Annotated in this window: 21 protein-coding genes; 7 read left to right on the top strand and 14 right to left on the bottom strand. The window is 68.8% G+C overall.

What is annotated here, in order from left to right:
* Positions 1 to 39: 39 nt before the first annotated feature.
* A complete protein-coding gene (locus tag ORI60_RS14615; protein ID WP_266037748.1) occupies positions 40 to 798 on the bottom strand; it encodes an alpha/beta hydrolase family protein in 759 nt (252 codons plus the stop codon).
* Between the two features lie 19 nt (positions 799 to 817).
* On the opposite strand from ORI60_RS14615, the gene ORI60_RS14610 reads away from it, so the two are divergent.
* Complete coding sequence (locus ORI60_RS14610) at positions 818 to 2572, top strand: hypothetical protein (RefSeq protein ID WP_266037747.1); 1755 nt, start codon at positions 818 to 820, stop codon at positions 2570 to 2572.
* Between the two features lie 9 nt (positions 2573 to 2581).
* Here the strand turns inward: ORI60_RS14610 and ORI60_RS14605 are convergent, their stop codons facing one another.
* Positions 2582 to 3520, bottom strand: a complete 939-nt coding sequence (locus ORI60_RS14605) for an ABC transporter substrate-binding protein (RefSeq protein ID WP_266037746.1) — start codon at positions 3518 to 3520, stop codon at positions 2582 to 2584.
* Between the two features lie 342 nt (positions 3521 to 3862).
* Between ORI60_RS14605 and ORI60_RS14600 the strand changes: the two genes are divergently transcribed.
* The 3 genes from ORI60_RS14600 to ORI60_RS14590 are packed head-to-tail and all read left to right on the top strand — an operon-like array spanning position 3863 to position 7697.
* Positions 3863 to 4780, top strand: a complete 918-nt coding sequence (locus ORI60_RS14600; protein ID WP_266037745.1) for a quaternary amine ABC transporter ATP-binding protein — start codon at positions 3863 to 3865, stop codon at positions 4778 to 4780.
* A 1-nt stretch (position 4781) separates the two neighbouring features.
* Positions 4782 to 6722, top strand: a complete 1941-nt coding sequence (locus ORI60_RS14595; RefSeq protein WP_266037744.1) for an ABC transporter permease subunit — start codon at positions 4782 to 4784, stop codon at positions 6720 to 6722.
* Between the two features lie 12 nt (positions 6723 to 6734).
* Positions 6735 to 7697, top strand: a complete 963-nt coding sequence (locus ORI60_RS14590) for an ABC transporter substrate-binding protein (protein ID WP_266037743.1) — start codon at positions 6735 to 6737, stop codon at positions 7695 to 7697.
* A 71-nt stretch (positions 7698 to 7768) separates the two neighbouring features.
* On the opposite strand, the gene ORI60_RS14585 is transcribed toward ORI60_RS14590, so the two are convergent.
* Positions 7769 to 7945, bottom strand: coding sequence for a hypothetical protein (locus ORI60_RS14585; RefSeq protein ID WP_266037742.1), 177 nt, complete (start codon positions 7943 to 7945; stop codon positions 7769 to 7771).
* A gap of 169 nt (positions 7946 to 8114) precedes the next feature.
* Here ORI60_RS14585 and ORI60_RS14580 point away from each other — a divergent pair, with 169 nt between their 5' ends.
* Entirely contained in the window at positions 8115 to 9251 is a 1137-nt protein-coding gene (locus ORI60_RS14580) for a cytochrome P450 (protein ID WP_266037741.1), read from the top strand.
* Here the strand turns inward: ORI60_RS14580 and ORI60_RS14575 are convergent.
* From ORI60_RS14575 to ORI60_RS14540, 8 genes are all read right to left on the bottom strand, one after another.
* Entirely contained in the window at positions 9248 to 10723 is a 1476-nt protein-coding gene (locus tag ORI60_RS14575) for a PKD domain-containing protein (protein WP_266037740.1), read from the bottom strand. The two genes, ORI60_RS14580 and ORI60_RS14575, sit on opposite strands and share 4 nt — an antisense overlap.
* Positions 10724 to 10736: 13 nt before the next feature.
* Complete coding sequence (locus ORI60_RS14570; RefSeq protein ID WP_266037739.1) at positions 10737 to 12245, bottom strand: PKD domain-containing protein; 1509 nt, start codon at positions 12243 to 12245, stop codon at positions 10737 to 10739.
* A gap of 120 nt (positions 12246 to 12365) precedes the next feature.
* A complete protein-coding gene (locus ORI60_RS14565) occupies positions 12366 to 13265 on the bottom strand; it encodes a glycosyl hydrolase family 18 protein (RefSeq protein ID WP_266037738.1) in 900 nt (299 codons plus the stop codon).
* Between the two features lie 3 nt (positions 13266 to 13268).
* Positions 13269 to 16178 carry an alpha-mannosidase gene (locus tag ORI60_RS14560; protein WP_266037737.1) on the bottom strand — a complete coding sequence of 970 codons (2910 nt, stop codon included), beginning with the start codon at positions 16176 to 16178 and terminating at the stop codon, positions 13269 to 13271.
* 4 nt (positions 16179 to 16182) lie between these two features.
* A complete protein-coding gene (locus ORI60_RS14555) occupies positions 16183 to 17301 on the bottom strand; it encodes a glycoside hydrolase 5 family protein (protein ID WP_266037736.1) in 1119 nt (372 codons plus the stop codon).
* Between the two features lie 20 nt (positions 17302 to 17321).
* On the bottom strand, positions 17322 to 18143 hold the full coding sequence (locus ORI60_RS14550; protein ID WP_266037735.1) for a carbohydrate ABC transporter permease: 822 nt from the start codon (positions 18141 to 18143) through the stop codon (positions 17322 to 17324).
* A complete protein-coding gene (locus ORI60_RS14545; RefSeq protein WP_266037734.1) occupies positions 18140 to 19009 on the bottom strand; it encodes a carbohydrate ABC transporter permease in 870 nt (289 codons plus the stop codon). Before ORI60_RS14545 ends, ORI60_RS14550 begins: the two co-directional genes overlap by 4 nt.
* Positions 19010 to 19016: 7 nt before the next feature.
* Positions 19017 to 20270: an ABC transporter substrate-binding protein gene (locus tag ORI60_RS14540; protein WP_266037733.1), complete on the bottom strand. Its 1254-nt coding sequence runs from the start codon at positions 20268 to 20270 to the stop codon at positions 19017 to 19019.
* A 113-nt stretch (positions 20271 to 20383) separates the two neighbouring features.
* Here ORI60_RS14540 and ORI60_RS14535 point away from each other — a divergent pair, with 113 nt between their 5' ends.
* On the top strand, positions 20384 to 21373 hold the full coding sequence (locus tag ORI60_RS14535; RefSeq protein ID WP_266037731.1) for a LacI family DNA-binding transcriptional regulator: 990 nt from the start codon (positions 20384 to 20386) through the stop codon (positions 21371 to 21373).
* A gap of 27 nt (positions 21374 to 21400) precedes the next feature.
* Here ORI60_RS14535 and ORI60_RS14530 read toward each other — a convergent pair whose 3' ends face one another.
* The 3 genes from ORI60_RS14530 to ORI60_RS14520 form a co-directional block, all read right to left on the bottom strand.
* Complete coding sequence (locus tag ORI60_RS14530; protein ID WP_266037730.1) at positions 21401 to 22300, bottom strand: LysR family transcriptional regulator; 900 nt, start codon at positions 22298 to 22300, stop codon at positions 21401 to 21403.
* Positions 22301 to 22593: 293 nt separating this feature from the next.
* Positions 22594 to 23334, bottom strand: a complete 741-nt coding sequence (locus ORI60_RS14525; protein WP_266037729.1) for a hypothetical protein — start codon at positions 23332 to 23334, stop codon at positions 22594 to 22596.
* Between the two features lie 180 nt (positions 23335 to 23514).
* Positions 23515 to 24222: a hypothetical protein gene (locus tag ORI60_RS14520; protein WP_266037728.1), complete on the bottom strand. Its 708-nt coding sequence runs from the start codon at positions 24220 to 24222 to the stop codon at positions 23515 to 23517.
* Positions 24223 to 24439: 217 nt separating this feature from the next.
* Between ORI60_RS14520 and tig the strand changes: the two genes are divergently transcribed.
* A complete protein-coding gene (tig, locus tag ORI60_RS14515; RefSeq protein ID WP_266037727.1) occupies positions 24440 to 25786 on the top strand; it encodes a trigger factor in 1347 nt (448 codons plus the stop codon).
* The last annotated feature ends 107 nt before the right edge of the window (positions 25787 to 25893 follow it).

Below are 25893 nucleotides of genomic sequence, written 5' to 3'. Positions count from 1 at the left end.
GAAAACCCGCAGCGACTCGGTCGCTGCGGGTTTTCGCGTTCAGGCCAGGTAGCGGCCGGCCCAGGCGGCGAGCACCTCCGCCACGTACGCGGCGTCCGCGCGGTCGGTCAGCAGGTGGTCGGCGCCGTCGAGTGAGATGAACGACTTGGGGTGGCGCGCCGAGTCGAAGACGAGTCTCGCGTTGTCGATGCCGACCGTGTCGTCCTGCGGCGAGTGCATGACGAGCAGTGCCCGGTCCAGCCCTGAGATGCACGCGGTCTGGTTCTGCTGGTTGATGTCGAGCAGGAAGCCGTTGCTGATCCGGAACGGGCGGCCGGCCAGCCGCACCTCGGCCACGCCGTGGGTCTCGATCTCGTCCTTGGACGAGCCGAGCAGGTGCTCGACGTGCGAGGTGTCGTAGGGCGCGCCGATGGTCACGACGGCCTTCACCTCAGGGACCTGGTGTGCGGCGGCCAGCACGGCGGCGCCGCCCAGCGAGTGTCCGATGAGGACGCTCGGGGCCCCGATGGTGTCGCGCAGGTGACGTGCGGCACAGACGAGGTCGTCGACGTTGGACGTGAACGTGGTGTTGGCGAAGTCGCCGTCGGACTGGCCGAGGCCGGTGAAGTCGAACCGCAGCACCGCCACGCCGCGTTCGGCCAGGCGGCGGGAGATCCGGCTGGCGGCCACCGAGTCCTTGCCGCAGGTGAAGCAGTGCGCGAACACGGCGGTGGCCACGACGTCCCCTTCGGGCAGTTCGAGGCGGCCCGCCAGTGCCTGGCCGTCGATGCCCGCGAAGACCGCTTTCCGGTTGTCCATGACCTCTATGGTGCGTCACGTGCGCTACCAGTACCTCGACGCCCGGCTGCGGCAGGCCTTCGACGACGCCGGGCTCGGTCGCGGGCAGCGGGCGTTGCTGCAGGGTGTGCTGCGTGCGCTCGACCCCGACGCGCACCTCGGTGAGCACGTCGCGGGCCTGAACAGCGCCGTTCTCGCCGTCACCCGCGCCCGGACGGCGTTGGAGAGCCACGCGGCGGAAGACCAGCCGCGGTGGAACCTGTTGCGCCGCATCGTCACCACGTCGCTGGCGTGCATGGATGCGGCGAGGCCCGCCTACGTCCACGGTGGTGCCAGGAAGCTCGCCGAGGCGCGCAGGGTCCTGCTGGGCGTCGACGCGGCCATCGCGGCGGACGGGCAGCGGCTCGATCCCGCCGTGACGGCCGCGGCCGCCGCGAAGCTCGACCCCGAAGCGCTCGAGAAGGCCGTCCAGGGATGGATCACTCCACTGTGGAACGGAGTGGAACTTCCGCTGCGCGCCAGGATGATCGCCGAGGTCGCGGTCGTCGTGGCGATGCACGGCCGGGACGGCAGGCAGCTCCGCACGGACCTGCTGCGGTGGCTCAAGAAGCCCGGTGACCTCGGTGAGGTGTTCTGGCCGAAGGAGCGCAAGCACGTCGTCGCGCTCGTGGTGCGGGGTGCGCGAGTGCTGCGGCACCTCGACGAGCTCCTGCCCCAGGCGCGGCAGGAGCCGCTGCACCGCAACAGGTTGCCCAGGGACGACTTCCTGAAGGAGGCCGTCAACGGGTCGTCGGTGCTGGTGCGGGTACCGGTCGAGGCGGCGGACGTGCACACGGCCGCGCTGAGGGGCCGCCGGATCCTGAGCGAGGTGCTCGACCAGTACGCGGCGGGGGAGCGGCTCACCGAGCTGCACATCGCGCCGGTCTGGCAGGTCAGCGAGCCGGGCGGACGGGTCACGCGCGGTACCGAGCACCAGCGCACGGTCGGCAACGCCTACCCGCTCACCGCCTACTGGCCGGCGGAGCTGCGCAGCGCGATGCGGGTGGCGAACCTGGCGCGGCAGGTCGACGCGCCGATGGCCAGCGCCGGGCTCGCGTGGAGTGCGCTGGAGGCCACCGGCCTCGATCCGGGCAAGATCGCGTGGCTGGCCAAGGCCTGTGCGCTGCAGATGCTGCGGCAGCACCTAGTCAGCCTGCACGTCGTGGTCACCAACCACGACACGGACCTGCGCGGACCGCTCGACGCGCACGTGCCGACCACCGGCGTGAAGCACCACCTGAAGTCGGTGGACGCCTGGCTGGAGGTGCTCATCGGCCACACCCGCCCGGACGCGGGGCTCGACGCCGCCCAGAAGGCCATCACGGCGCTCGCCGAGAGCGAGGGTGGCCTGGTGCAGGACCTCACGGAGCTCTGGCGCGCCAGGCTCGCCGACTCGAAGGTCCTGGCGAGCTGGCTGCGCGAACAGGAGGACACCACCGCCGCGCTGCTGGAGTGGCTCTACGTCACCAGGAACCTGGCGTTCCACGCGGGACGGTTCGCCTCGCCCGCGGACACGCTGACCGCGCACGCCGGTCAGGCCGTCGCCGACCTGACGCTCGAGTTCCTCGGCAACTGGCGCACCGTGGAGAGACGCCAGGGCCGGCGGGAGACCTCCGCGGTGGAGATCTACCGCCGGCTCGCGCAACGGGAGGACCAGCTGGTGGCCCGGCTCAAGCGCGCCGGATCCGTCCGCAGGCTCAGCGTCGAGGACATCTCCGGGCCCGACGAGAAGTGGTGGTCCCGCGGCCGGAACTGAGGCCGATAGTTACGGCTTGGCCTTCGTCAGCCAGTCCTCGACGCGGTCCGGGTTCGCCTCGACCCAACGCTTCGCCGCCTCGTCGGGCGACATCTTGTACTTCGCGATGAACGACGCGACCGTGTCCTGCTCGTCGTTGCTCCACTGGAAGTTCTGCACGAGCCTGGCCGCGGGGCCGCCCTTGTCCACGAACTTCTTGGAGGCGATCTTGTCGAGCTCGTAGCGCGGGTAGTCGCACGCGACCTTGGCCGGGTCGGCGTCGCAGCCCGCCGTGTACTCGGGCAGGTCGACCTTGACCAGCTCGATGTCGAGGTGCAGCCACTGCGGCTCGAAGAAGTAGCCGATGAGCGGCGTCTTCTTCTCCTGCGCCTGGCGGAACGCCTTGATCAGCGACTCCTCGCTGCCCGCGTAGACGACCTTGTAGTTGAGGTTCAGGTTCTTCACCAGAGCCTCGTCGTTGGTCACGAACGACGGGTCGCCGTCGAGCACCTGGCCCTTGCCGTCCGACTGCGCGGTCTTGAACTTCTCGGCGTACTTGTTGAGGTTCTGCCAGTTCGTGATGTCCGGGAACTCCTTCTTCATCCACGGGGGCACGTACCAGCCGATCACGCCCTTGTTGCCGGACGGGCCCACCCGCACGGCGGAGCGCTTCTCCTCGATGTACTTCTGCTTGAGGTCCTCGTGACCCCAGTTCTCCAGGATCACGTCGATCTCGCCTGAATCGAGGCCCTGCCAGGCGGTCTGCTCGTCAACTTCCTTCTTCGTCACCTTGCAGCCGAGCCGCTTCTCGGCGAGGTAGCCGACCACGGCGGCGTTCGCCTCGTAGCCGACCCACGGGTTGACCGCGATCGTGATGGAGTCGCAGGGTTCGGTCGGTGCGGCAGAACTGGAGCGCGGTGATGCCGTTGATCCACCGCCACAACCGGCAACCGTCAACACGAACGTCATTGCCAGAGCGATTCTGGGGGCTTGCACGAACAGCTCCTCGTCGGGGGGAAGAGCGATGCAGGAGACCGCTCAGTTCAGCTTTTCCCCATCGATCAGACAGAGTCAAGTCATGGGATGATTGGTTGTCCATAAAGGATCTGATTTGTATCGGCCCTTGACCGTATCCGTGCGAAGGTCGATGCTGTCGCGCATCGAGAAACGGTGTGCGCAGTCCGCAACAGGTCGGAGTGGTTTGGCGTGGATCCCGTGATTTCGGTCAGGGACCTGTGGAAGGTGTTTGGCCCCAACGCGTCTAAGCTGGTGGCCTCGGACGAGCTGAAAGCGTTGTCGCGGCACGAGTTGATGGAACGCACAGGTTCCGTCGCCGCCGTGCGGGGAGTCGACTTCGACGTCGCTCCCGGTGAGATGTTCGTGGTCATGGGACTGTCCGGTTCGGGCAAGTCCACACTGGTCCGGTGTCTCACGCGGCTGGTGGAACCGACCGCGGGCACGATCATGTTCGAAGGCGAGAACATTCTCGAAGCGGACGCCAAGCGCCTGCGCGACCTGCGCAGGAACAAGTTCTCCATGGTGTTCCAGCACTTCGGTCTGCTTCCGCACCGGACCGTCGCCGACAACGTCGGTTACGGCCTGGAAATACGCGGAGTACCGCGCGCGAAACGTGGGGAACGGTCGCAGGAGGTCATTGACCTCGTCGGGCTGTCCGGTTACGAGAAGTCCTATCCGGATCAGCTTTCGGGCGGTATGCAACAACGCGTCGGTCTCGCCCGCGCACTCGCCGGTGACCCCGACGTGCTGTTCTTCGACGAGCCCTTCTCCGCGCTCGACCCGCTGATCCGGCGCGACATGCAGTCCGAGGTCATCAGGCTGCACCGCGAGGTCGGCAAGACGATGGTCTTCATCACCCACGACCTGAGCGAGGCGCTCAAGCTGGGCGACCGCATCCTGATCATGCGCGACGGCCAGGTCGTGCAGGTCGGCACCGGTGACGAGCTGGTCGGCGCCCCCGCGGACGACTACGTGCGCGACTTCGTGAAGGACGTGCCGAAGTCGCACGTGCTGACCTTGAAGTGGATCATGCGCCCGCCGCGCCCCGACGACGAGCTCGACGGTCCCGAGCTGTCACCGGAAACCGTTGTGCGGGAGGCCGTCCGCAGCGTGCTGAGCGCGGACAAGCCGGTGAAGGTCGTGCGGGACGGCGAGTTGCTCGGTGTGGTCGCGGACGAGGAGATCCTCGGGGTCGTGGCCGGGGAGGCGTGACATGGTCGCCGTCGCCGCTCCCCGGCAGCTGCCCCGTCTGTTCCAGCACCGGAAGTCGCTGATCTTCGCCGGCATCGTGCTGGCCTGGCTGGCGCTGTGGCTGGTGTTCCGCAACGTCGGGACGCTCGCGCTCGGCGCCGCCGACCTCACCCCGCTGCACCGGTGGATCAACGACGTCAACGACGCCGTCGGCGCGTCCAGGAACTCCAACCCGGTGTTCCTGTACTTCTTCAACGAGATCCGCCTCGTCATCGACGAGTTCGTGACCTTCATCCAGGCCCTGATCGCGCAGCCGTCGTTCGGCCGGCCCGTGCCGGTGATCGGCTGGCTCGGCGTGGTCGCCATCGCCGGCTTCGTCAGCCTCGCGGTGGCCGGCTGGCGGGTCGCACTGCTCGCCGTCGCGGGTTTCGTGTTCCTCGGCCTGCAGGGCTTGTGGCAGGAGAGCATGGACACCCTCTCCCTGACGCTCGCCGCGGTCGTGATCTCGCTGCTCGCCGGCATCCCGCTGGGAATCTGGGCGGGACTGTCCGATCGGGCCAACCGGGTCCTGACGCCGGTGCTCGACTTCATGCAGACGATGCCCACGTTCGTCTACCTGGCGCCGCTGACGCTGTTCTTCCTGATCGGTCCTGCCTCGGCCACGATCGCGACGCTGATCTACGCGGCACCGCCCGCGATCCGGATCACCGCGCACGCCATCCGATCGGTGCCGCGCAACACCGTCGAGGCGAGCGAGTCCCTCGGCGCGACGTGGAAGCAGACGCTGGTGAAGGTGCTGCTGCCGTCCGCCCGCAAGACCATCGTGCTCGGTGTCAACCAGACGATCATGGCTGCGCTGGCCATGGTCACGATCGCCGCGCTGATCGATGCGCCGGGCCTCGGCAAGACCGTCGTGAAGGCGTTGCAGACCCTCGACGTCGGCACGGCGTTCAACGCCGGACTCGCGATCGTGGTGCTGGCGATCGTGCTGGACCGCGTGACGACCGCCGCCGCGAGCGAGCGCCGCCGGCTCCCGCGCTGGGCGCTGTTCGGCGGCCTCGGCGTCACCGGCGTCTGCGTCTACCTCTCCTACACCTACCTGTGGGCCGCCGAGTTCCAGTCGGACGTGGAGATCGGCAGCGCGATCCGCCGGGGCGCGACCGCCGTGACGGAGTGGGCGCAGGACTCGCTGCCGGTGATCACGGACGGCTTCAAGGACTTCGTCACGCTCGCGCTGATCAACCCGCTGCAGGCGTTGCTGGCCGAGTCGCCGTGGTTCCTGGTGGCACTGGTGATCGTCGCGCTGTCGTTCATGGTCGGCGGTGTGCGGTCCGCGATCGTCTCCGCCGTGTGCGTCGGCCTGCTGATCGCGACCGGCCTCTGGCAGGACTCGATGATCACGCTGGCGTCCACGCTGGTCGCCACGATCATGGTGATGGTCCTGGGTGTCGTCGTGGGCGTCTGGATGGGACGGAGCAGGCGCGCCGACCGGCTCATCCGGCCGGTCCTCGACGCCGCGCAGGTGATGCCCGCCTTCGTCTACCTGGTGCCCTTCCTGGCGTTGTTCTCCGCCTCGCGCTTCACCGCGATCATCGCGGCCGTGGTGTTCGCGGCGCCGGTGGCCATCAAGATCATCGCGGACGGCGTCCGCGCGGTCTCGCCCGCGACCGTCGAGGCGTCCACGGCGCTGGGGTCGAGCTCGTGGCAGACGATCGTGAAGGTGCAGCTGCCCATGGCGCGCGGCGCGCTCACCCTCGCCGCCAACCAGGGCCTGATCTACGTGCTCTCGATGGTCGTCGTCGGCGGACTCGTCGGCGCCGGCGCGCTCGGCTACGACGTGGTGGCCGGGTTCTCCCAGGGCCAGTTGTACGGCAAGGGGCTCGCGGCCGGTGTCGCGATCGTCGTGCTGGGCGTGATGCTCGACCGCCTCACCCAGGCGGCCGCCAAGCGGTGGACCAACTAGGAGGTCTGGAAAGTGGCTAGGCACAGCGTGCTGGGAACTGTGAGCGCCGGGCTCGTCGCGCTCGTGGTGCTGGCTGGTTGCGGTGGCGCCAAGGTCGGTGACACCTCCTCGGGTGCGACCGGCGACTGCGGCACGTTCAACCTCGCGATCAACCCGTGGGTCGGTTACGAGGCGAACGCGGCCGTGCTCGCGTACGTGGCCGAGAAGGAACTCAAGTGCAAGGTCACCAAGAAGGAGCTCAAGGAAGAGGTGGCCTGGCAGGGCTTCGGCACCGGTGAGGTCGACGCCGTCGTGGAGAACTGGGGCCACGACGACCTGCGCAAGAAGTACATCGACGAGCAGAAGACCGCCGTCAGCGCGGGGTCCACGGGCGTGAAGGGGCAGATCGGCTGGTACGTGCCGCCGTGGCTCGCCAAGGAGCACCCCGACATCCTCGACTGGAACAACCTCAACAAGTACGCCGACAAGTTCAAGACCTCGGAGTCCGGCGACAAGGGCCAGCTGCTCGACGGCGACCCGTCGTTCGTGACCAACGACGAGGCTCTGGTGAAGAACCTGAACCTCAACTACAAGGTCGTCTACGGCGGCAGCGAGACCGCGCTGATCCAGGCCTTCCGCCAGGCGGAGAAGGACAAGAAGTGGGTGCTCGGCTACTTCTACTCGCCGCAGTGGCTGCTCAACGAGGTCAAGCTGGAGAAGGTGAAGCTGCCCGCGTACACGCCGGGCTGTGACGCCGACGCCGAGAAGATCGCCTGCGACTACCCCGACTACGACCTCGACAAGATCGTGTCGAAGAAGTTCGCCGACGCGGGCGGCCCGGCCGCCCAGCTGGTCAAGAACTTCAAGTGGACCAACGAGGACCAGAACACCGTGGCGAAGTACATCGCCGAGGACAAGATGAAGCCCGAGGACGCCGCCAAGAAGTGGGTGGAGGCCAACGCCGACAAGGTCAAGGCCTGGCTGCCCAAGGCCTAGTCAGAGCACGGGCCGCAGGGGGTGTGGTTCCTGGACGAGAGGAACCACACCCCCTGCGACCACCCCCGGCATCACGCGGCCTGTTGTCCGGCGGGACCCTCAGGCTCGTGGCGATGTGTCACGCGGTGCCACCACGACCGCTGCTTCCCGCCGTGGCGGTAGTACTCCCGCGCCCGGCGGGCGTCCTCGCGCAGGGCCTCCTGCCGGTAGTCCATCTCCGCCTTGATCGCTTCGGGCGTCCATTCCATCCGACTCACTCCTCAGTTCGTTCTCCGACGAGAGTGAGATTGCTGCTGAGGGGTGGCCCCTCACATCGGACGATCACCTAAGGTCGCGCCGTGAGACCCCTTACGCCGTACCCGCGGTAGCCGGATCAGCGGATCCCGGCGGTGGGCGTAAGGGGTCACGATCGAGGGCATGACTGTCGCCCACCTGCCCACGCGACCTGCGAAGTTCTTCGATCCCACCACCGAGGTCCACTTCGACGAGGCACTCGACACCTGGCACGTCTTCAGCCTCGGCGACGTCCAGCGCGTGCTCTCCGACGAGGAGTGCTTCTCGTCCGGCTACGGCCTCACCGACGAGACCAGGCCGCTCGCCAACCCCGTGCTGAGCGGCATGTGGGCCGCGGACGGGCGGCGCCATCGCGACCTGCGGGCCGCGGTCGCCGACCCGTTCAGCCCCAGGGTGATGTCCCGGCTCGAGACGCAGATCCGCGCCATCGCCACCGAGCTCGTCGACGGGCTCGACCCCGGCGGTTTCGACGTGGTCCCGAGCGTCGGCAAACCCTTGCCGACCAGGGTGATCTGCCACCTGCTCGGTCTCGACCTCAGCGCGGAGCAGCGGATGACCGAGTGGCTGGAGCAGTGGTACCAGGACTCCGTCACGACCAACACCGTGCCGCGGCAGGCCGAGATGGCCGAGTTCTTCGCCGCCGAACTGGACCGCCAGCGCGCGGAGCCGGGGGACGGGCTGATCGCCGAGCTGCTCGCCGTGCAGGCCACCGGCTACCTCGTCGACGGCAGGCCGATGTCGGACTGGGACCTCATCGGCTACTGCGCGATGCTGCTCGGCGCCGGCGTCGACACGACCGCCGCGACGATCCCGAACGCCGTGCTGTTCCTGACCGAGTTCGGCTGCTGGGAGGAGCTGCGCGCGGACCCGTCGCTGATTCCGGGGGCGATCGAGGAGACCATGCGCTGGTACCCGGTCTTCCCGGCCCCGCGCAGGCTGGTGCTGCGCGACGTCACGATCGGCGGCCAGGAGATCAGGGCGGGGCAGTGGGTGAGCGGATGGCTCAGCGCGGCCAACCGCGACCCCGCGCGCTACGCCGACCCGGACACGTTCGACATCCGGCGCAGGACTCGGATCATGAGTTTCGGCCACGGGCCGCACCACTGCCTGGGTGCCGGGCTCGCGCGGCTGGAGAAACGGGTGCTGCTCGAGGAGATGGTGCGCCGGCTTCCCCTGCTGCGCAGGGAGACCGGCGCACCGCTCGTGCGGCGTCAGTGGATGCTCGACAACCTCGAGACAGCCACCTTCCGCTTCGACTAGTCGATCACGGCGCTGGTGCCCGCCGCCTTGCGCACGCTGGTCGTCTTCGCACGTGCCTGGTTGTCCTCCGGCCTTGCCTCCGCGTCCCAGGCGCGTTCGGGCAGGGTGGCCTGCACCCGGAACTCCACCGAGCCCTTCACGGCGTCCTCCGCCGAGTAGGTGTAGGCGAACGGGAAGTCGGACACCCCGGACGCGGACGCCGGGACCCACTGCGTGGTGTGGCCGATCTCCAGGTCGTAACCGCTGCCCGCGGCGCCGACCTTGTAGAGCGTCACGCGGACGGTCTCGTCCTGCCGGGTGTTGGCCACGCTCACCTTGAACTGCTTGGTCTGGCCCGCCCGTGCCGAGGCCGGGACGGTGAACGCGGTCACCGCGACGTCGTGCGTGTCGACCTTCAGCGTCCGCGTCCCGGTGCCGGTGCGGCCGTCCTTCGTCGAGCCGGTCACCGTGACCGTGTACTGGCCGTCGGCCGCGTACCGGTGCTTGATCGGCTGACCGGGCACGATCTGCGCCGAGCCGCCGTCACCGAACTGCACGGTTCCGCTGACGAGCGGCCGCTGCACACCGGAGTAGGGCTCCATCGTGAGCTCGGTGAACACCGACGGGTTGCTGGGGTACGAGGACACACCGGGGCTCAGCGGAGGGGCCTCGCCGAACTCCGCGGAGAACGGCCCCGCGTACGCCGGTGAGTCCGCCACCCGGACCAGGTACGACTCGCCCGGCACCGCCGAGAAGACGTTGTCCTGGTAATTGCCGCTGCCGGACGGTTCGCAGTCCACTTCGGACAGGTCGGAGGCGCGGTACACGCTCACCGCCGCGCGGTCGGCCTGCACCCGCACGAACTTCGCCTGCGCCGGCGTGTAGCGGTACCAGACCGACTGCGTGGCACCGGCGTCGCAGCTCGCCGCCGGCTCACCCGGCTCCGCCGACGCGCGCCGCAGGTCGCCCTCGTGCCGTTCGGAGATCTCCACGGGCGCCGCCGCCGCGCGGTCGTCGTTCGGTGAAGGGGCGACGGGGGTCAGGGACACGTTGACCGGGCCCGCGTACCACGAGTAGTACTCGACGAGCATGACGTGGTACGTCACCCCCGCCTGGACGGAGAAGATGGTGTCGTGCGGGCTGTTGGAGTCGCAGGCACCCGGCACCGGCGCGAGCGCACCGCGCTGGCCGGTGAACACGCCGAAGAACGGCCCGAACCGCGTGGACTCGGCCCGCAGCCGGACGAGGCCGTCGGCGGGTGCGGTGTAGCGCAACCAGACCGACGCCTCACCCCAGTGGTTGCACGCGTTGGGGTCGTCGGCCGCCTTGGTGGCGCCGGTCGTGTCGACCGCCGACTGGAACGGCAGCGCGGTGACGTCGGTCGCGCTGTCGAAGTCGTCGCCCGCGGCAGCGGCCAGCGCCACCACGGGCGCGAACGTCGCGAACACGGCCGCGGCGAACGCGGACGCGAGAATCCTCTTGGACAGTCTCATGATCTCCCCCGGATCAGTTCGCGACGGCGGCGGCGGACAGCAGCGCCGGCCTGACGGTCGTCGCGGTCGTGATGACCTCGTTGTCGGACGGAACGGCGTCGCGCACCGGGTACTCGAGCTGCGGCTCGACGACCGCGCGGAACGAGACCTTGCCGGTCACCGCGTCCTGCGGGGTGAAGGTGTGGGCGAACGGGAACTTCACCAGGCGGGTCGGGTGCGCCGGCACGTCGATCGTGAGCGTCCCGACCTCCTGCCAGCCGTTGCCGTTGTTCCGGTAGACGGTGGTCTTCACCTTCTCCAGGTGGCGGGTGTTCGACACGTGGACCGAGATCTGCTTCTGCTCGCCCACCCGTGCGCTGGTCGGCACGGTGAACTTGGAGATGCCGACGTCGTGCGTCTTCACCGTGACGACGGTCGTGTCCGTCGCCGTGCGGCCGTCCGAGGCCTTCGAGCGCACGGTCACCGTGTAGACGCCGTCCGCGGCGTAACGGTGCGCCTGGTGGTTCTCCGCGCTGGGCGGCGCGGTCGTGCCGTCACCGAAGTCCCACTCGGTCGTGACGGGGTCGTCGTAGTCGTTCGTGTGGTCCAGTGAGAAGCCGACGTCCTCGAAGATCGACCGCTCGTGGGAGTAGCCGGTGTAGACGCTCGTCTGGAACGGCTCCGACTCGGTCAGCTCGAGCGTGGAGGGGTAGCTGTAGTACCCGCCGCCGGCCCACTGGAAGTAGTAGGTCTTGCCGGCCGTGACCGCGACCGACTTGCCGTTGTAGTGCTGAGGGCCTTCGCAACCGAGGAAGGTCAGGTCGTTGATCGAGGTGCCCTCGTAAACGGTCACCAGCGGGCCGGAACCCCACCCCTCGACGTGCATCAGCACCGAGTGGTTCCGCGTGGGGGTGTAGGCGTACCAGACGGAGGGCGCGCCAGAACCGGAGCACGTGGAGGCCACCGGCTCGTTCGGCTCACGGGAGGCGCGGGTGTAGTCCGGCTGCGGCGCGCTGAACGGCAGCGCCGTCACCTGCTCGGCTCCGGCGAGATCGTCGTTGGGCAGGCGGGAGATCCTGTCCAGCGCGAGCTTCACCTGGCCGCCCGCCGAGCTCGTGCCGCTCACCATGAAGTGGTAGGTGGTGCCGGCCTTCGCCGGGAACGTGAGCGGCGTGCTCCGCTGGGTCGTGCAGCCGTCGTAGAACGCGTTCCAGACGGGGTCGAGGTCGCCGCGCTCACCGGTGAAGGTGGCGACGTTCAGATCGCGGTCACTGCCCTCGGTCTTCAGCCGCAGCAGGCCGTCCTCGGTCGCGGTGTAGCGGAACCAGGCCGAGCCCGGCACCGAGTACCCGCGGCAGCCGGCCGGGTCGTCGGACGCCTTGGTCGACTCCGTCGTGTCCTGCTCGACGGCGTACGGCAGTGAGCCGACGACCGTGGCGGAGTCGAAGTCGTCGTTGGACGGTGGTGCCGCTTGTGCCACACCCGGCACCAGCACCCCCAGCAGCACGGCGGCCGCGACCGCCAGCGATCTTGCAGAAGGCATGCGAAATTCCCCCCAAGTCCCCAGAACCCCCGTGCCTCCAGTGGCCGGAGGTACCCCGGCCCCTTAATCGCGACGGGTGGGGTGCTCGTTGCACACCCCACCCGAATTACGCCGTACGGCCTACTTCTGCCAGGCCGTCACGTCCGCCGCCCACCGCCACGGCTCCGCGGTGCCGCCGGGCAGCGAGTTGAAGTACTCCCAGCCCGCCACACCGCCGAAGTTCGCGTACTTGGTCTTGAGACTCGTGACGGTGTTCTTCAGCGTCGTCGTGCTCACGTAGCCGGACCCGCCGTTGGCCGTGCTGGTGAGGGTGCCGAGCACGACCTTGTCCGCCGGGACCACCCGCCGGTTGATGATCTGGTCGTAGTGCGCGGTGCTGCCCGCGTTGCCCCAGCCGTTGTAGAACTGGCCGTTGAACCACGCGATCTTCGAGCCGTGGCTGCGGTACAGGTCCTCGTAGTTGAAGCCCGAGAGGTTGCCGCCGCCCCACAGCGCGCTCGCCACCGGCGAGAGCGTGACGATGAAGTTCGCGCCGAAGTCGGCCTTGAGCTGGTCGATCACCCGCCGGATGCCCGCGATCGACATCCGCTCCTCGACGTCGAGGTCGACGCCGTTGAGCCTGTAGGTGCGGATCGTGTCGCGCAGCAACGGGTAGTACTCGGAGAACCGGGTGTCGAGCCGCTGGAACGAGCCCGGCGCCGCGCCGCCGACCATGCCGATCACGTTGACGCCGCGGGCCTGCATCGCGGCGAGGTCCTGCCACATCTGGGTGTACCGCGAGTGCGACGGCGGGTGGTCGTTGAGGTGGACGATCTTGTTGTCGTTGAGGTGGATGGCGGCGACGAGGACGTCCGTGACGCCGGTGTTGCGGTCCACCAGGGGCTTGGGCGAGACGTACGTGCCGGTCGCGCCGTTGCTGTACTGGGTCTGGTAGTAGACGACGGTTCGCTTCTGGGTGGCCGCCTGGGCCGGTGGCGCGGCGAGCGCCACCAGCAGCAGGGCGAGGAACAGCTTCTTCATGCGCTACCTCGTGAATCGCAGGGTGATCACTTGGAACGGGCGCAGCACCACCTCGGCCGACGCGTCGGCCAAGGGCCGTTCGAGCAGGTCGGTCTCCTGGATCCGGGTGTGGGCGAAGGAGGTGCTGATCGAGGCGCGGGCACGGCCGCCGTGCGCCTCGTAGAGCCGGACGACGACGTCGCCCGACCGGTCGTCGGCCAGCTTCACGGCCTCGACCCTCACCGCCGGGTTGTCCGTGCGCACCAACGGTTCCGGTGCGCGCGAACCCCGGACGGCCTGCGGCGGCAGGTTGATGCGGTACCCGGCGTCGATCGCCTCCGGGATGCCCGCGCCGACCACGAGGGCGTAGCGGAAGCGGTGCTCGCCCTGGTCGGTCTCGGGATCGGGGAACCTCGGTGCGCGCAGCAGGGACAGGCGCACGGTCGTGGTGGTCCCGCCGTCGTCACGGGTGGTGCGGGTGACCTCGTGGCCGTAGGTCGAGTCGTTGACCACCGCGACGCCGTAGCCGGGTTCGCCGACGTGCAGGTAGCGGTGGGCGCAGATCTCGAACTTCGCCGCCTCCCACGAGGTGTTGGCGTGCACCGGGCGGTGCAGGTGGCCGAACTGCGTCTCCGCCGTCGAGACCTCGGCGCGCAGGTCGAGCGGGAATGCGATCTTGAGCAGCTTCTCCCGTTCCTGCCAATCCACCTCGGTCTCGAAGTCGACCTGCTTGGCGCCCTCCCTCAGCCGGATGGTCTGGGTGAGCACGGAGTCGCCGAACGTCGCCCGCACCACCACGCCGTCGGAGGCGTCGACTCGTTCGGACGGGGCCAGGTCGGCCTTCCAGTTGCGGTAGAACGGGTCGATGTCCCAGGCGTCCCACTGGTTCGGGTTGTCCCGGTGCAGCTGCGGCATGCCCGCGAACCCGTGCGGCGGCAGGACTTCGCGGTCCTCCTCGAGGTCGAGGATCGAGAGCACGACGCCGTCCGCGTCGATCGTGACCCGCAGCCTTCCGTTGTCCAGCACGCCGTCCACGGGCGCGACGAACGCGCGAGGGGCGTCGCCGCCGAGCACGTCGAACGTGAGCTCGTCGTCGCCGTCGCCCTTCAGCGCGTCGATCGCCCGTGCCGTCAGGGCCTCGAGCTCGGACGCCACGCGGGCGTAGGTGGCCTCGGCCTCGCGGTGCACCCAAGCGATCGAGCTGCCCGGCAGGATGTCGTGGAACTGGTGCAGCAGCACGGTCTTCCACAACCGGTCGAGGTCGTCGTACGGGTACTCGTGTCCAGCCAGGGCAGCCGCGACAGACCAATGCTCGGCCTCGCGCAGCAGGTGTTCGCTGCGGCGGTTGCCCTGCTTGGTCCTGGCCTGGGTGGTGTAGGTGGCGCGGTGCTTCTCCAGGTACAGCTCGCCCGCCCACACCGGCGCGTCCGGGTACTCGTCCTGCGCGGCCTGGAAGAACTCCCGCGGAGGCTCCACGCGCACGGTGGGGGAACCTTCGAGGTCCGCGACGCGGTGCGCGGTCTCCATCATCTCGCGGGTGGGGCCGCCACCGCCGTCGCCGTAGCCGAACGGCACCAGCGACCGCGAAGCCTTGGCGTGCTCGGCGAACTGCCGCGAGGCGCGGGCGAGTTCCTCGCCGGACAGCGACGAGTTGTAGGTGTCGACGGGAGGGAAGTGCGTGAAGATCCGCGTGCCGTCGATGCCCTCCCACCAGAACGTGTGGTGCGGGAACTTGTTGATCTGGTTCCACGACAGCTTCTGGGTGAGGAACCAGCGCGAGCCCGACAGCTTGATCAGCTGGGGGAGCGCGGCGCTGTAGCCGAACGAGTCCGGCAGCCAGACCTCCTCGGTCTCGACGCCGAACTCGTCGAGGAAGAAGCGCTTGCCGTGCACCAGCTGGCGGGCCATCGCCTCACCGCCGGGCATGTTCGTGTCCGACTCGACCCACATGCCGCCGACCGGCACGAACTGCCCGGTGCGGACCTTCTCGCGGACGCGGTCCCAGACGTGCGGGTGGTCTTCCTTCATCCACGCGTACTGCTGGGCCTGCGAGCACGCGAAGTAGAAGTCCGGGTACTCGTCCATCAGCCTGGTGACGTTCGAGAACGTGCGCGCGCACTTGCGGACGGTCTCGCGCAGCGGCCACAGCCAGGCCGAGTCGATGTGCGCGTGGCCGATCGCGGAGACCTTGTGCGCGGAGGCGTTGGCGGGCAACGCCAGCACGCCCGCCAGTTCCTCGCGGGCGAGATCGGCGGTCGCGGCGACCTCGTTGAGGTCCAGCGCGTCCATCGCCCGGTCCAGCGCGTGCAGGACCTTGTGCCGGCGCGGGTCGTGGTCCGGCAGTTCCCCCATCAGGGACTGGAGGACCTCGATGTCGAGCATCAGGTGCCACACCTGCGGCTGGAACACCGCGAGCTCGGCCTTGAGGATCTTGTACAACGGCTCGGTGCCCGCCGTCTCCTTGTCGCCCAGCGGGGTCGGCAGGAACGGGTGGAAGTCGAGGATGGTCGGGTTGCCGGCGGCCTCCAGGTAGAAGAGGACCTCACGACCGTCGACGGGCAGGTAGGAGTTGCGCGGCTCGATGCCCTTGATGGGCAGGCCGTCCGCCGTGTAGGCGAGGCCTTCGGACTGGAATCCGGGGCCGGGGTGGGTGAAGCCGAGGTCCAGCACGACCTCGACCTGCTTGCCCTGCCACGACTCCGGGACGCTGCCGGTCAGCCGGAACCAGCTCGTGCTCCAGGGCGCGCCCCAGGCGTCACCGACCTGGGCCGGTTCGTAGGTGGCCTCCAGCGCCTCGGCGACCGGGACGGGTTCGTCCGGCACGGTCCAGACGGCGAGTTCCAGCGGCGCTGTCTCGCCGTAGACGGCCGGGCGGATGCGTTCCTTCAGCGTGCGGTTGAGTCGTTCCTCCAGCAGTGCGCGTTCGTCGTGCACGTGTTCACCCCAACTCGATCGAGGCCCGCACGCCGTCCCGCGCGAGGCTCATCCACTCTTCGAAGAAAGCACCGCCCGGTCCCCACGAGGGCCGGTCGCCGTGCAGCTTGATCGGCGTGCGCCCGACCGGCTCGTACGCCGCTTCGCGCACGATCCGGGCGATCGCCGCGCCGAGCGGCTTGACCTCGCGTTCCGTCGTCAGCAACCCCAACTCGTACTCGCGTTCGGGGAAGTCCACCAACGCACGGTCGACGTCGTGCGAACACCACCACGTGACGCCCCACAGGTTCGAGCAGGTCAGCACGTTCGCAAGCGTTTGCTCAGCGAACCGCGGCGCCTGCTCGGCGGTGATCTCGGGCTGGGCGGCGCCGACCTCCTGCAGCCACACGGGCCGTTCCGGGTCCTCGGCGTGCGCCTTCGACAGCTCGATGAGGTACTCGGCGTGGTGCACGCTCTCCGGTGACATCGACCCGTAGCGCTGCGCGGTGCCGTTGAAGACCCACGAGTGCACGGTCGTCATCGCGCCTTTGTTGGCGGCGTGCTCCGGCAGGAACGCGTGCTCGCTCTCGTACCAGACGGCGTCGTACTCGGAGTGGACGTGCGGGCGGCCGGGTGCGGCCTTCTCGCACTCGTCGAGCAGCGCGTCGATCCACTCGCCGGCCTGCGCGGGCGCGCACGGGTTCGACTCGGTGAGCAGGTTGACCTCATTGCCCAGGGTGAAGCCGAGGAAGTTGGGCTTGTCCCGCAGCGCCTCGGCGAGCGTGCGGACGTAGAACCTCTGCCCGTCGATGACGTCGGGGTCGGTGAAGATGTTGCGGCGGTGCCAGGTCTGCACCCACGACGGGTAGAAGTCGAAGCTCGACAGGTGGCCCTGCAGCACGTCGACCTGCACGTCCAAGCCTGTGTCGTGGGCCGCGTCGAGCATCTGGGCGAGCTGCTCGACGGCCTTGGGGCGGACCAGGCCCCTGTTGGGCTGGAACACCGGCCACAGCGGGAAGATCCGCACGTGGTCGAGGCCGAGGCCCGCGATGGACTCGAAGTCGGCTTTGACGTCGTCGAGCGAGAAGTCGAGCCAGTGGTGGAACCAGCCGTGGGAAGGGGTGTAGTTCACGCCGAAACGCAACGCCGAACTCCTTCTGGGGATCATCCCTTGATCGCGCCTTCTCCCACTCCGCGGAAGAAGTGCTTCTGCAGCAACAGGAACAGCAGGATCAGCGGGACGACGGCGATGATCGTGCCCGCCGCCACCAGCCGCTGGTTCTGCACGAACGTGCCCTGGAGGTACGCCAGGCCGATGGTGAGCGTGTACTTCTCCTGGTCGCTCAGCACGATGAGCGGCCACAGGAAGTCGTCCCAGCTGAACATGAACGAGAACAGCGCCACGACGACCAGCGTGCCCTTCACCGACGGCAGCGCGAGGCGGGTGAAGCGCTGCCACGCGTTGGCGCCGTCGATGATCGCGGCCTCCTCGACCTCGGCGGGCAGCGCGAGGAACGCGTTGCGCAGCAACAGGACGTTGAGCGCGGCGATCGCGCCGGGCAGCACGACGGCGGTGAGGGTGTTGGTGAGCCCGAACCCGCGCATCACCAGGAACAGCGAGATCATGATCGCTTCGAACGGCACCAGGATGCTGCTCGCGAAGATCACCGCGGCGAACCTGCGGCCCCGGAACCTGAGCCGTGCCAGGGCGTAGCCCGCCATGGCGGCGCCGAGGCAGTTCGTGATGACGTTGACGCTCGCGACACCGAGCGAGTTGAGCGCGAACGTCCAGACCGGCACGACGTCGGCGACCGCGGCGTAGTTGCCGAACGTCGGGTCGTCCGGGATGAAGTCGGGGACGAAGACGTCCTCACCCGGACCCTTGATGCTCGTGGCGAACTGCCACAGGAACGGCCCGATGCTGATCGCGAGGATGCTCAGCAGCCCGAGGTAGCGCAGTGCCAGGAAGAGGTGCGCGCGCTTCACAGCCGGTCCTCCCTGCGGTTGAGCTTGAGGGTGACCAGCAGCAGCCCCAGCAGGATCACGAACAGCACGATGCTCAGCGCCGACGCGTACCCGACCTCACCGGTCAGGCCCCGGCCGACCGACTGGATGAGCATCACCAGCGTGGTGCTCGCCCCACCAGGCCCGCCGGACCCGCCCGACAGCAGGTAGATCTCCGAGAACACGCGGAACCCGTTGACCGCGCTCAGCGCCGCGACGAGCACCATCGTCGGCCTGATGCTCGGCACGGTGACCGACCAGAACCTCCTGACCGGTCCCGCGCCGTCGACCATCGCGGCCTCGTGCAGGTCCTTCGGCACGTTCGCGAGCGCGGCCAGGTAGATCACCATGTAGTAGCCCAGGCCGCGCCAGATCGTCACCACCATCGAGCTGATCAGCAACAGCGTCGAGTCGGTCAGGAACCCGATCCTGCTGCCGCCCAACGCCTCCACCAGGTTGTTCACCAGGCCGCGGCTGTCCAGCAGCCACGTCCAGATGAGCCCGACCACGACCGTGGACGCGATCACCGGCGTGAAGAACGCCGTCCGGAAGATCCCGATGCCCGGCACGATCTTCTGCGCGAGCATCGCGATCAGCAGCGGCAACAGCACGAGCGGCGGTACGACGCCCGCCATGTAGAGCAGGCTGTTGCGCGCGGCCGCCCAGAACTTCGGGTCCTGGGCCATCCGCACGAAGTTGTCCACACCGGTGAACTCGCCGCCACCCAGCGCGCTCGCGTCCGTGAACGCGAGCACGATCATGTTCAGGAACGGGAAGATGACGAACAACAGGCAGACGGCCAGTCCTGGAGCCAGGAACAGCCACGGCGTGTACGGGCGATGAGTCATCCGGTGCCTACTTGAGGAGCCGGTTGCACTCGGCGACGGCGTCGTCCAGGGCCTGCTTCGGCGACTTCTTGCCGAGCATGGCGTCGGCCAGCTGCTGCAGGAGGGCCTCGCGCATCTGGTCGCTGAACTGCACGGGCGTGTAGTTCACCGCCGTCTTCAGCTGCTTGGCCGCGGCCACCCGCACACGCGCCTCGTCGGTGCCGTCCTCCGTGGTGAAGTACGGGTCGTCCCCGCCCTTGCTGGTGCTCGGGAAGATCGAGGCGAGCTTGGCGAACTTCACCTGGTTCTCGGCGTTGGTGACGAACCTGCCGAACGCGAGCGCCGTCGCCTGGTTCTTGCTGCTCTTCGGCACGCTCACGCCGTGCAGGAACATGTTGGCGCTGCCCGTGTTCGTGATGGGCGTGGTGATGCCGATGTTCGCGTAGAGGCTCGGGGCGTCGGTCTTGAACTTGCCGAGGTCGTACGCGCTGCCGGGGTTGAGCGCCGTCTGCTGCGCCATGAACTTCGCGCCGGCACCGGTGTAGTTCTGCGTGAGCGCCTCGGGAATGAGCGCGCCCGCGTCGTACATGCGCTTGTAGCTCTCGACGAACTCGACGCCCTTGGGCTCGTTGAACGTGAACTTGTCGTTCTCGAACAGCTTCACGCCGTACAGCCCGAAGTCCGCGATGCTCGGCGTCTGGCCGAGGATCGCTATCTTCTTCGCGGCGAGCTTGAGCGCCTGCTCCTCGAGCTCCTTGAAGTTCGTCGGCGGCTTGTCCGGGTCCAGACCGGCCTGGCTGAACAGGGCCTTGTTGTAGAAGATCGGCCCGGTGTTGAGGTACCAGGGGAAGCCGTAGCAGCCGCCCTTGCCGGGGATCTCGAACGCCTGCCAGGCGTTCTGCAGGTACTCGGCCTTGGCGTCCCTGAGCGACTCGTCGAGGTTGACGAGCTGGCCGGCCTTGGCGAGCGGGAAGCTCAGGTCGGGTGGCACGTTGATGACGTCGGGAAGGCTCCCCGCGCTCGCGTCCGCCATGACCTTGGCCAGGTACCCGTCCGCGGGCTGGTCGACCCACTTCACCGAGGTGCCCTGGTGCTGCTTCTGGAACGCGTCGACGACACCGTTGACGTAGTCGGTGTACTTGGGCTTGAGGGACCAGGTCTGGAACGTGATCTCGCCCGTGACCTGGCCGTTTCCCCCGGCCGCGGTGTTGGAAGTACCGGACAGTCCGCATCCTGCGACGGGCACCGCCGCCAGGCCCGCGAGGAACGTGCGCCTCTTCATTGACACCCACCTCCTTGGTCGCGGACCCTAGCTAAACCGGTTTATCTCCGGCTAGCCTCCGAACGTCTTGTTGTCTTGTTCCGGACAGGGTTGCGGCGCTCGAAGGGCACTGGGTGAAGAGGCCAACGATCAAGGACATCGCGGCGGCGGCCGGGGTGTCCAAAGGAGCTGTGTCGCTGGCGTTGAACGGACGCTCCGGCGTGTCCGAGTCGACGCGGTCCCGCGTGCTGGGGGTCGCCTCGTCACTCGGGTACCGGCCGTCGGTCACGGCCCGGGCGTTGTCGTCCGCGTCCGCCGACGCGGTGGGGCTGGTGCTGGTGCGGCCGCCTCGTGCCCTGGGGGACGAGGCGTTCTTCTTCCAGCTGATCGCCGGGATGCAGTCCGAGATGTCCTGCGCCCTGCTGCTGCAGGTGGTCTCCTCCCGTGAGGAGGAGATCGAGCTGTACCAGCGGTGGTGGGCCGAGCACCGGGTCGACGGGGTGTTCCTGGTGGACCTGCTGGTGTCGGATCCGCGGATCGAGCTGATGCCCTCGCTCGGGTTGCCGGCCGTCGTCGTCGGCGGGGCCGGGCACCACGGGGAGCTGGCCTCGGTGTGGGCCGACGACTACGCGGCCATGACCTCCGTCGTGGAGCACCTGAAGGCGTTGGGGCACCGACGGATCGCCCGAGTGGCCGGGCTGGCCTCGCTGTTGCACACGGTCCGGCGGGACTCGGCGTTCGCCTCGTCCGTTGTGGACGGTGTCGTGGTGGCGGGGGACTACACCGCGGAATCGGGGGCTCGCGCGACGCGGGAGCTGCTGGGGATGGCCGAGCCGCCCACGGCGATCGTCTACGACAACGACGTGATGGCCGTGGCCGGGGCGGAGGTGGCCGCCGAACTGGGAGTCGCCGTGCCGTCCGAGTTGTCGATCGTGGCGTGGGACGACTCGGTGCTGTGCCAGCACGGGAGGTTGACCGCGTTGTCCCGGGACACGTTCGCGTTCGGGGCCCGGGCTGCTCGGGCGCTGGTGGCCGTGATCGGCGGGGCCTCGCCGACCGATGTCGAGGACGTGCTGCCCGAACTGGTGGTGCGGGGGAGCTCCGGGCCCGCGCCGGTGGGGTAGGTGGGGTGGCGGCACCCCACCCACGCGTCAGGTCAGGGAGGCGACCTGGTCGCTCACCACTTGCGCCGCCGCCGACACCAGGGCCGTCACCGCGGGGTTCGTCGAGTTGTCCTGGCGCCAGCCGAACTGCGTGTAGACGCGGAACGTCGGGGACCAGGGCAAGCGGACCAACCTGCCGTCGGCCAGTTCCGAGGACACCGTGACCTCCGGCATCAGGGCGATGCCCAGGCCCGACGCGACCGCCCGCTTGGCGGCGTCCACCGAGTCCAGTTCCAGGACCGGCGCGCGGGTGTCGTCGTAGCCGAGGGAGTGTTCGAAAAGCTCGTGGTACGACGCGCCGTTCTCGGCCCGGATCAGGGTGCTGCTGGTGATGTCGTCCTCGGCCAGCGACTGGCGCTGCGCGAGCATGTGGTTCGGGCCCGCGACCATGACCAGCGGCTCGGGGCAGAGGACCGTGGTCTCCAGGCCCTCGCGCGGTTCGATGGCGCCGATGAAGAAGGCGCAGTCGAGCTGGCCGTCGCGCACCGAGTTCAGGTTGTTCAACGCGTTGCGCGAGTGCAACGAGAGTTGGACCGACGGGTAGCGCCAGCACATGTATTCGATGAGCGGTAGCAGACGGTAGTCGGTCAAACTCTGTGCGGAACCGATGACGAGTTTGCCGTGCGGCTCGCCGTTCATCGTGATGGCTTTTCGGGCCTTTTCGGTGAGGTTGATGATGTTTCGCGCGAACGGGAGGAGTTCCACGCCCGCGGACGTCATCTGGATACCTCTGGGGAGGCGCCGGAAAAGGACGACGCCGAGGGCCTCCTCCAGCGCCTTGATGCGGGTGGTGATGGTCGGCTGCGAGCAGTTGAGCGTGGCAGCGGCCTTGGTGAAGCTCCCTGTCTGAACCACGGTCGTGAACGCGAGAAGCTGGCGTGTCTCCATCAGGCGGATCCTCGGGGGTAAAACAGTGCGACGACTTTTTCTCGTTCGTTCCCGTGGTCCTGTTACGGATGGTGCGGGAGCAGTAACGCTACCTGTCCGCCGCGCAGGACAGATTGGTGCTTATGGAGTCATCTTGATCGGTCGCGAAAGGCGGTTTCGGCCGAAAGAGTGAAATTGTGCGGAGTGCTTTGACGGGCCGTAGCTGGGCGACTCTTTTCAGTTAAGCCTTTCGCGAGGCGAACAAAATGACGCCGCCACCCGGTGGGTGACGGCGTCGCGAGGCGGTGCAGGGACTAGCAGGAGACGGCCTGGGCGCCCGCCAGCAGGCGGTGGGTCTTGGGCGTGCCCGTGGCCGCGTCTTTGTGGGTCAGGACGAGTTCGAAGCCGTCCGTTCGTACGCGTTCGCGCGTCGCGTACTTCGCGAACGGGCCGTACGCGGCGATCTGTGCCGCCGAGGTCACCCTCTTGGCCTCGACGGTGACGGTCCCGGCCGTGGCGATGGCCGCGGAGTCGGCGGACGTGACGTACTCGGCGACCGCGGGCTTGGTCAGGTCGGTCGCTTCGTACAACTCGCCGTTGGCCTTGCGGACGAACAGGCGCGGGACCTCGTACCCGACCAAGCCCTCGCAGACGACGTTGTCCCCGCCGAACCGGAAGACCAGGAAGGGCGTGCCGACGCTGCTCCCGTCGACGAGTGAGATGAACCCCCTCGTCCACGCGAAGGTCTCGTAGGTCTCGCCCTGGCCCGCGTTGGCCCTGATGTTCTGCTTCGGCAGGCCGGCGCCCACCGTCTCGTCGGAGAGGTGGATCGACCAGCCGGGGTGTGCGGGAGTGCGGTGCGCGACGTGCTCCGGCTGGCTCCAGAGCTGGTTCTCGATCGCGACGGACTCCTGGCCCCCGCCGCTGCCGATGAACGCGTACAGCCCTGCGGTGGCCTCGCGGGGGCCGGCCGCCTGGGCCGCCGAGGTCGTGAGGCCGAGCAGCACCGCGCCGGCGGCTGCCGTCGCGACGAGTCTGGAACGGTTGTGCGCCATGGTGATCCCCCAGGTGAAGTGATGGCGGCAGCGGTCACCGCGACCACTGCCGGGAAGCCGATCGCCCGGACCTCGCACTCACGGGCGGAGGCCGGGGCGTGCGGGCACTGCCGTCGACGAGGAACTCGTGGACGGCGGGAGAACGCGTGACGGCCGCGGGCCGTCACGCGTGAGGTGGACCTAGCAGGAGGCGGCCACGGCGCCGACGAGGACGCGGTAGGTCTGGGCGCCCTGGGTGATCTCCAGTTCCCAGCCCAGCGTGCCGGCCTTGGCGCGGCCGTCGTACTTCGCGAACGCGGAGTAGCCGGAGAGCTGGCCGACCACCGAGTACCGGTTGACCTTCACCGTGGTCGGGACGTGGGCTCCGCCCGCCTGGCCGGCGGGAACGGCGGTGGTCACGCCGGTGGCGTCGACGTCGACGAGTTCGAGCGCGCCCGAGGCCCCGCGCACCCACACGCCGTAGCCGCCGCCACCGCCGGTGAAGAGCGGGCCGTCGACGGTGCAGGACACGCTGCGGCTGTGGGGCCTCACGACGGCGAACGGAACGCTGCCGCCGTCGACCAGTGAGACGAAGCCGCTCGTGCTCGCGCCGGCACCGGTGCCGGTGTGGGAGGCCTTGGCGCGGTAGTCCTGCACGCGCATGTCCGCGGGAGCGTAGGTCTCGTCGGACAGCCGGATGTCCCAGCCGGGGTGGGCGGCGGTGTAGCCGGACGCGAGCAGCGGGGCGGCGATGTCGGCGTTCTCCGCCGTCAGGCCCTCGGTCGCGGTGCCGTCGGTGAAGACGTAGGCGGCGGCAGTGGCCTCGGGCGGTGTCGCGGCGGTGGCGGCCGGTGCGGTGACGACGCCGAGCAGAGCGGCGGCGAGCAGGCTGAAGGAAGTCTTGGACATGGGTGTCCCCCAGGACGGTGTTCGTGAAGCCCCCAGAGCGGACCGGTGCGGCCGCTGAAGGGCACGCTATCGGCGAGCGCAAGTGCCTGTCACTGGCCCAAAGCGGGGTGGCGGCGGTCACAGTGCGGGTCTCGCCTAGACTCGCTGGGAATCCGGGCGTCCCGAAGTGGCGGTACCGGCTGTCTTGCACGTTCTTGTTCGTATCGAGGAGTCCACGTTGAAGAGCACCGTCGAGCACCTGAGCCCGACGAGGGTCCGGATCAACGTCGAGGTGCCGTTCGACGAGCTCAAGTCGAACTTCGACCAGGCGTACCGGAAGCTCGCGAAGCAGGTCCGCATCCCCGGCTTCCGTCCGGGCAAGGCCCCCGCCAAGGTCCTGGAGAACCGAATCGGCCGCGCCCCGGTGCTGGACGAGGTCATCCAGGAGGCGATCCCGGCCAAGTACCTGGAGGCCGTCAACGCGGGTGAGGTGCGCACGCTCGGCCGTCCCGACTTCGAGGTCACCAAGATCGAGGACGGGCAGACCCTCGAGTTCACCGCCGAGGTCGACGTCCGTCCCGAGATCACCGTGCCCGCCTTCGGCGAGCTCGCCGTGACGGTCGACGAGCAGGAGGTCACCGACGAGGACGTGACCACCCAGCTCGACGAGCTCCGCGCCCGCTTCGGCACGCTGACCGGTGTCAGCCGCCCGGTCGAGACCGGTGACTTCGTCATCGTCGACCTGTCCGCGACCGTCGACGGCGAAGAGGTCGAGGAGGCCCGCACCAGCGGCCTGTCCTACGAGGTCGGCTCCGGCCAGCTCGTCGAGGGCATCGACGAGGCGCTCGTCGGCGCGACCGAGGGCGAGACCAAGACCTTCACCACGACGCTCGTCGCCGGCGAGCACGAGGGCCGCGAGGCCGAGGTCACCGTCGTGCTCAGCAGCGTCAAGGAGCGTCAGCTCCCCGAGCTCGACGACGAGTTCGCGCAGCTCGCCAGCGAGTTCGACACGCTCGACGAGCTCAAGGGCGACCTGCAGACCCGCCTGGCCCGCGTCAAGAAGATGCAGCAGGGCGTGCAGGCGCGCGACAAGGTCCTCGAGGCGCTGCTGGAGACCACCGAGGTCCCGCTGCCCGAGGGCATCGTCCAGGGGGAGATCGACGCGCGCAAGCACGACGCCGTGCACGCCTTCGACCACGACGACGCGAAGTTCGCCGCCTGGCTGACCGAGCAGGGCCAGTCGGAGGAGGAGTTCGACGCCGAGCTGCGCAAGGCCGCCGAGCAGGCCGTCAAGACGCAGCTGGTGCTCGACTCGATCGCCGACGCCGAGCAGGTCACGGTGTCCGACGGCGAGCTGACCGAGCGGATCATCTACCAGGCCCAGCGCTTCGGCATCAGCCCGGACGAGTACGTCAAGCGCGCGCAGCAGTCCGGCCAGCTCGGCGCGATCTTCGCCGACGTCCGCCGGGGCAAGGCGCTCGCGAGCGTCGTGCGCCAGGCCGAGGTCAGCGACTCGACCGGTCAGAAGCTGGACCTCGAGGAGCTCTTCGGCGAGACGAAGTCCGATGAGGACGGCCAGGAGTAGCGAAGACCGAGTTGTTCGCCCTTTCCCCGCGAGCGGGCGAGCACCGGAAATACAGCTGATAGCGAACGCGGGCGGTGTCGGGCATCTGACGCCGCCCGCCTTCGTTA

The sequence above is a fragment of the Lentzea sp. NEAU-D7 genome (assembly GCF_026242055.1).
In the GTDB taxonomy this organism is placed as follows: Bacteria; Actinomycetota; Actinomycetes; order Mycobacteriales; family Pseudonocardiaceae; genus Lentzea.
This window is presented reverse-complemented; position numbering and strand designations above follow the sequence as displayed.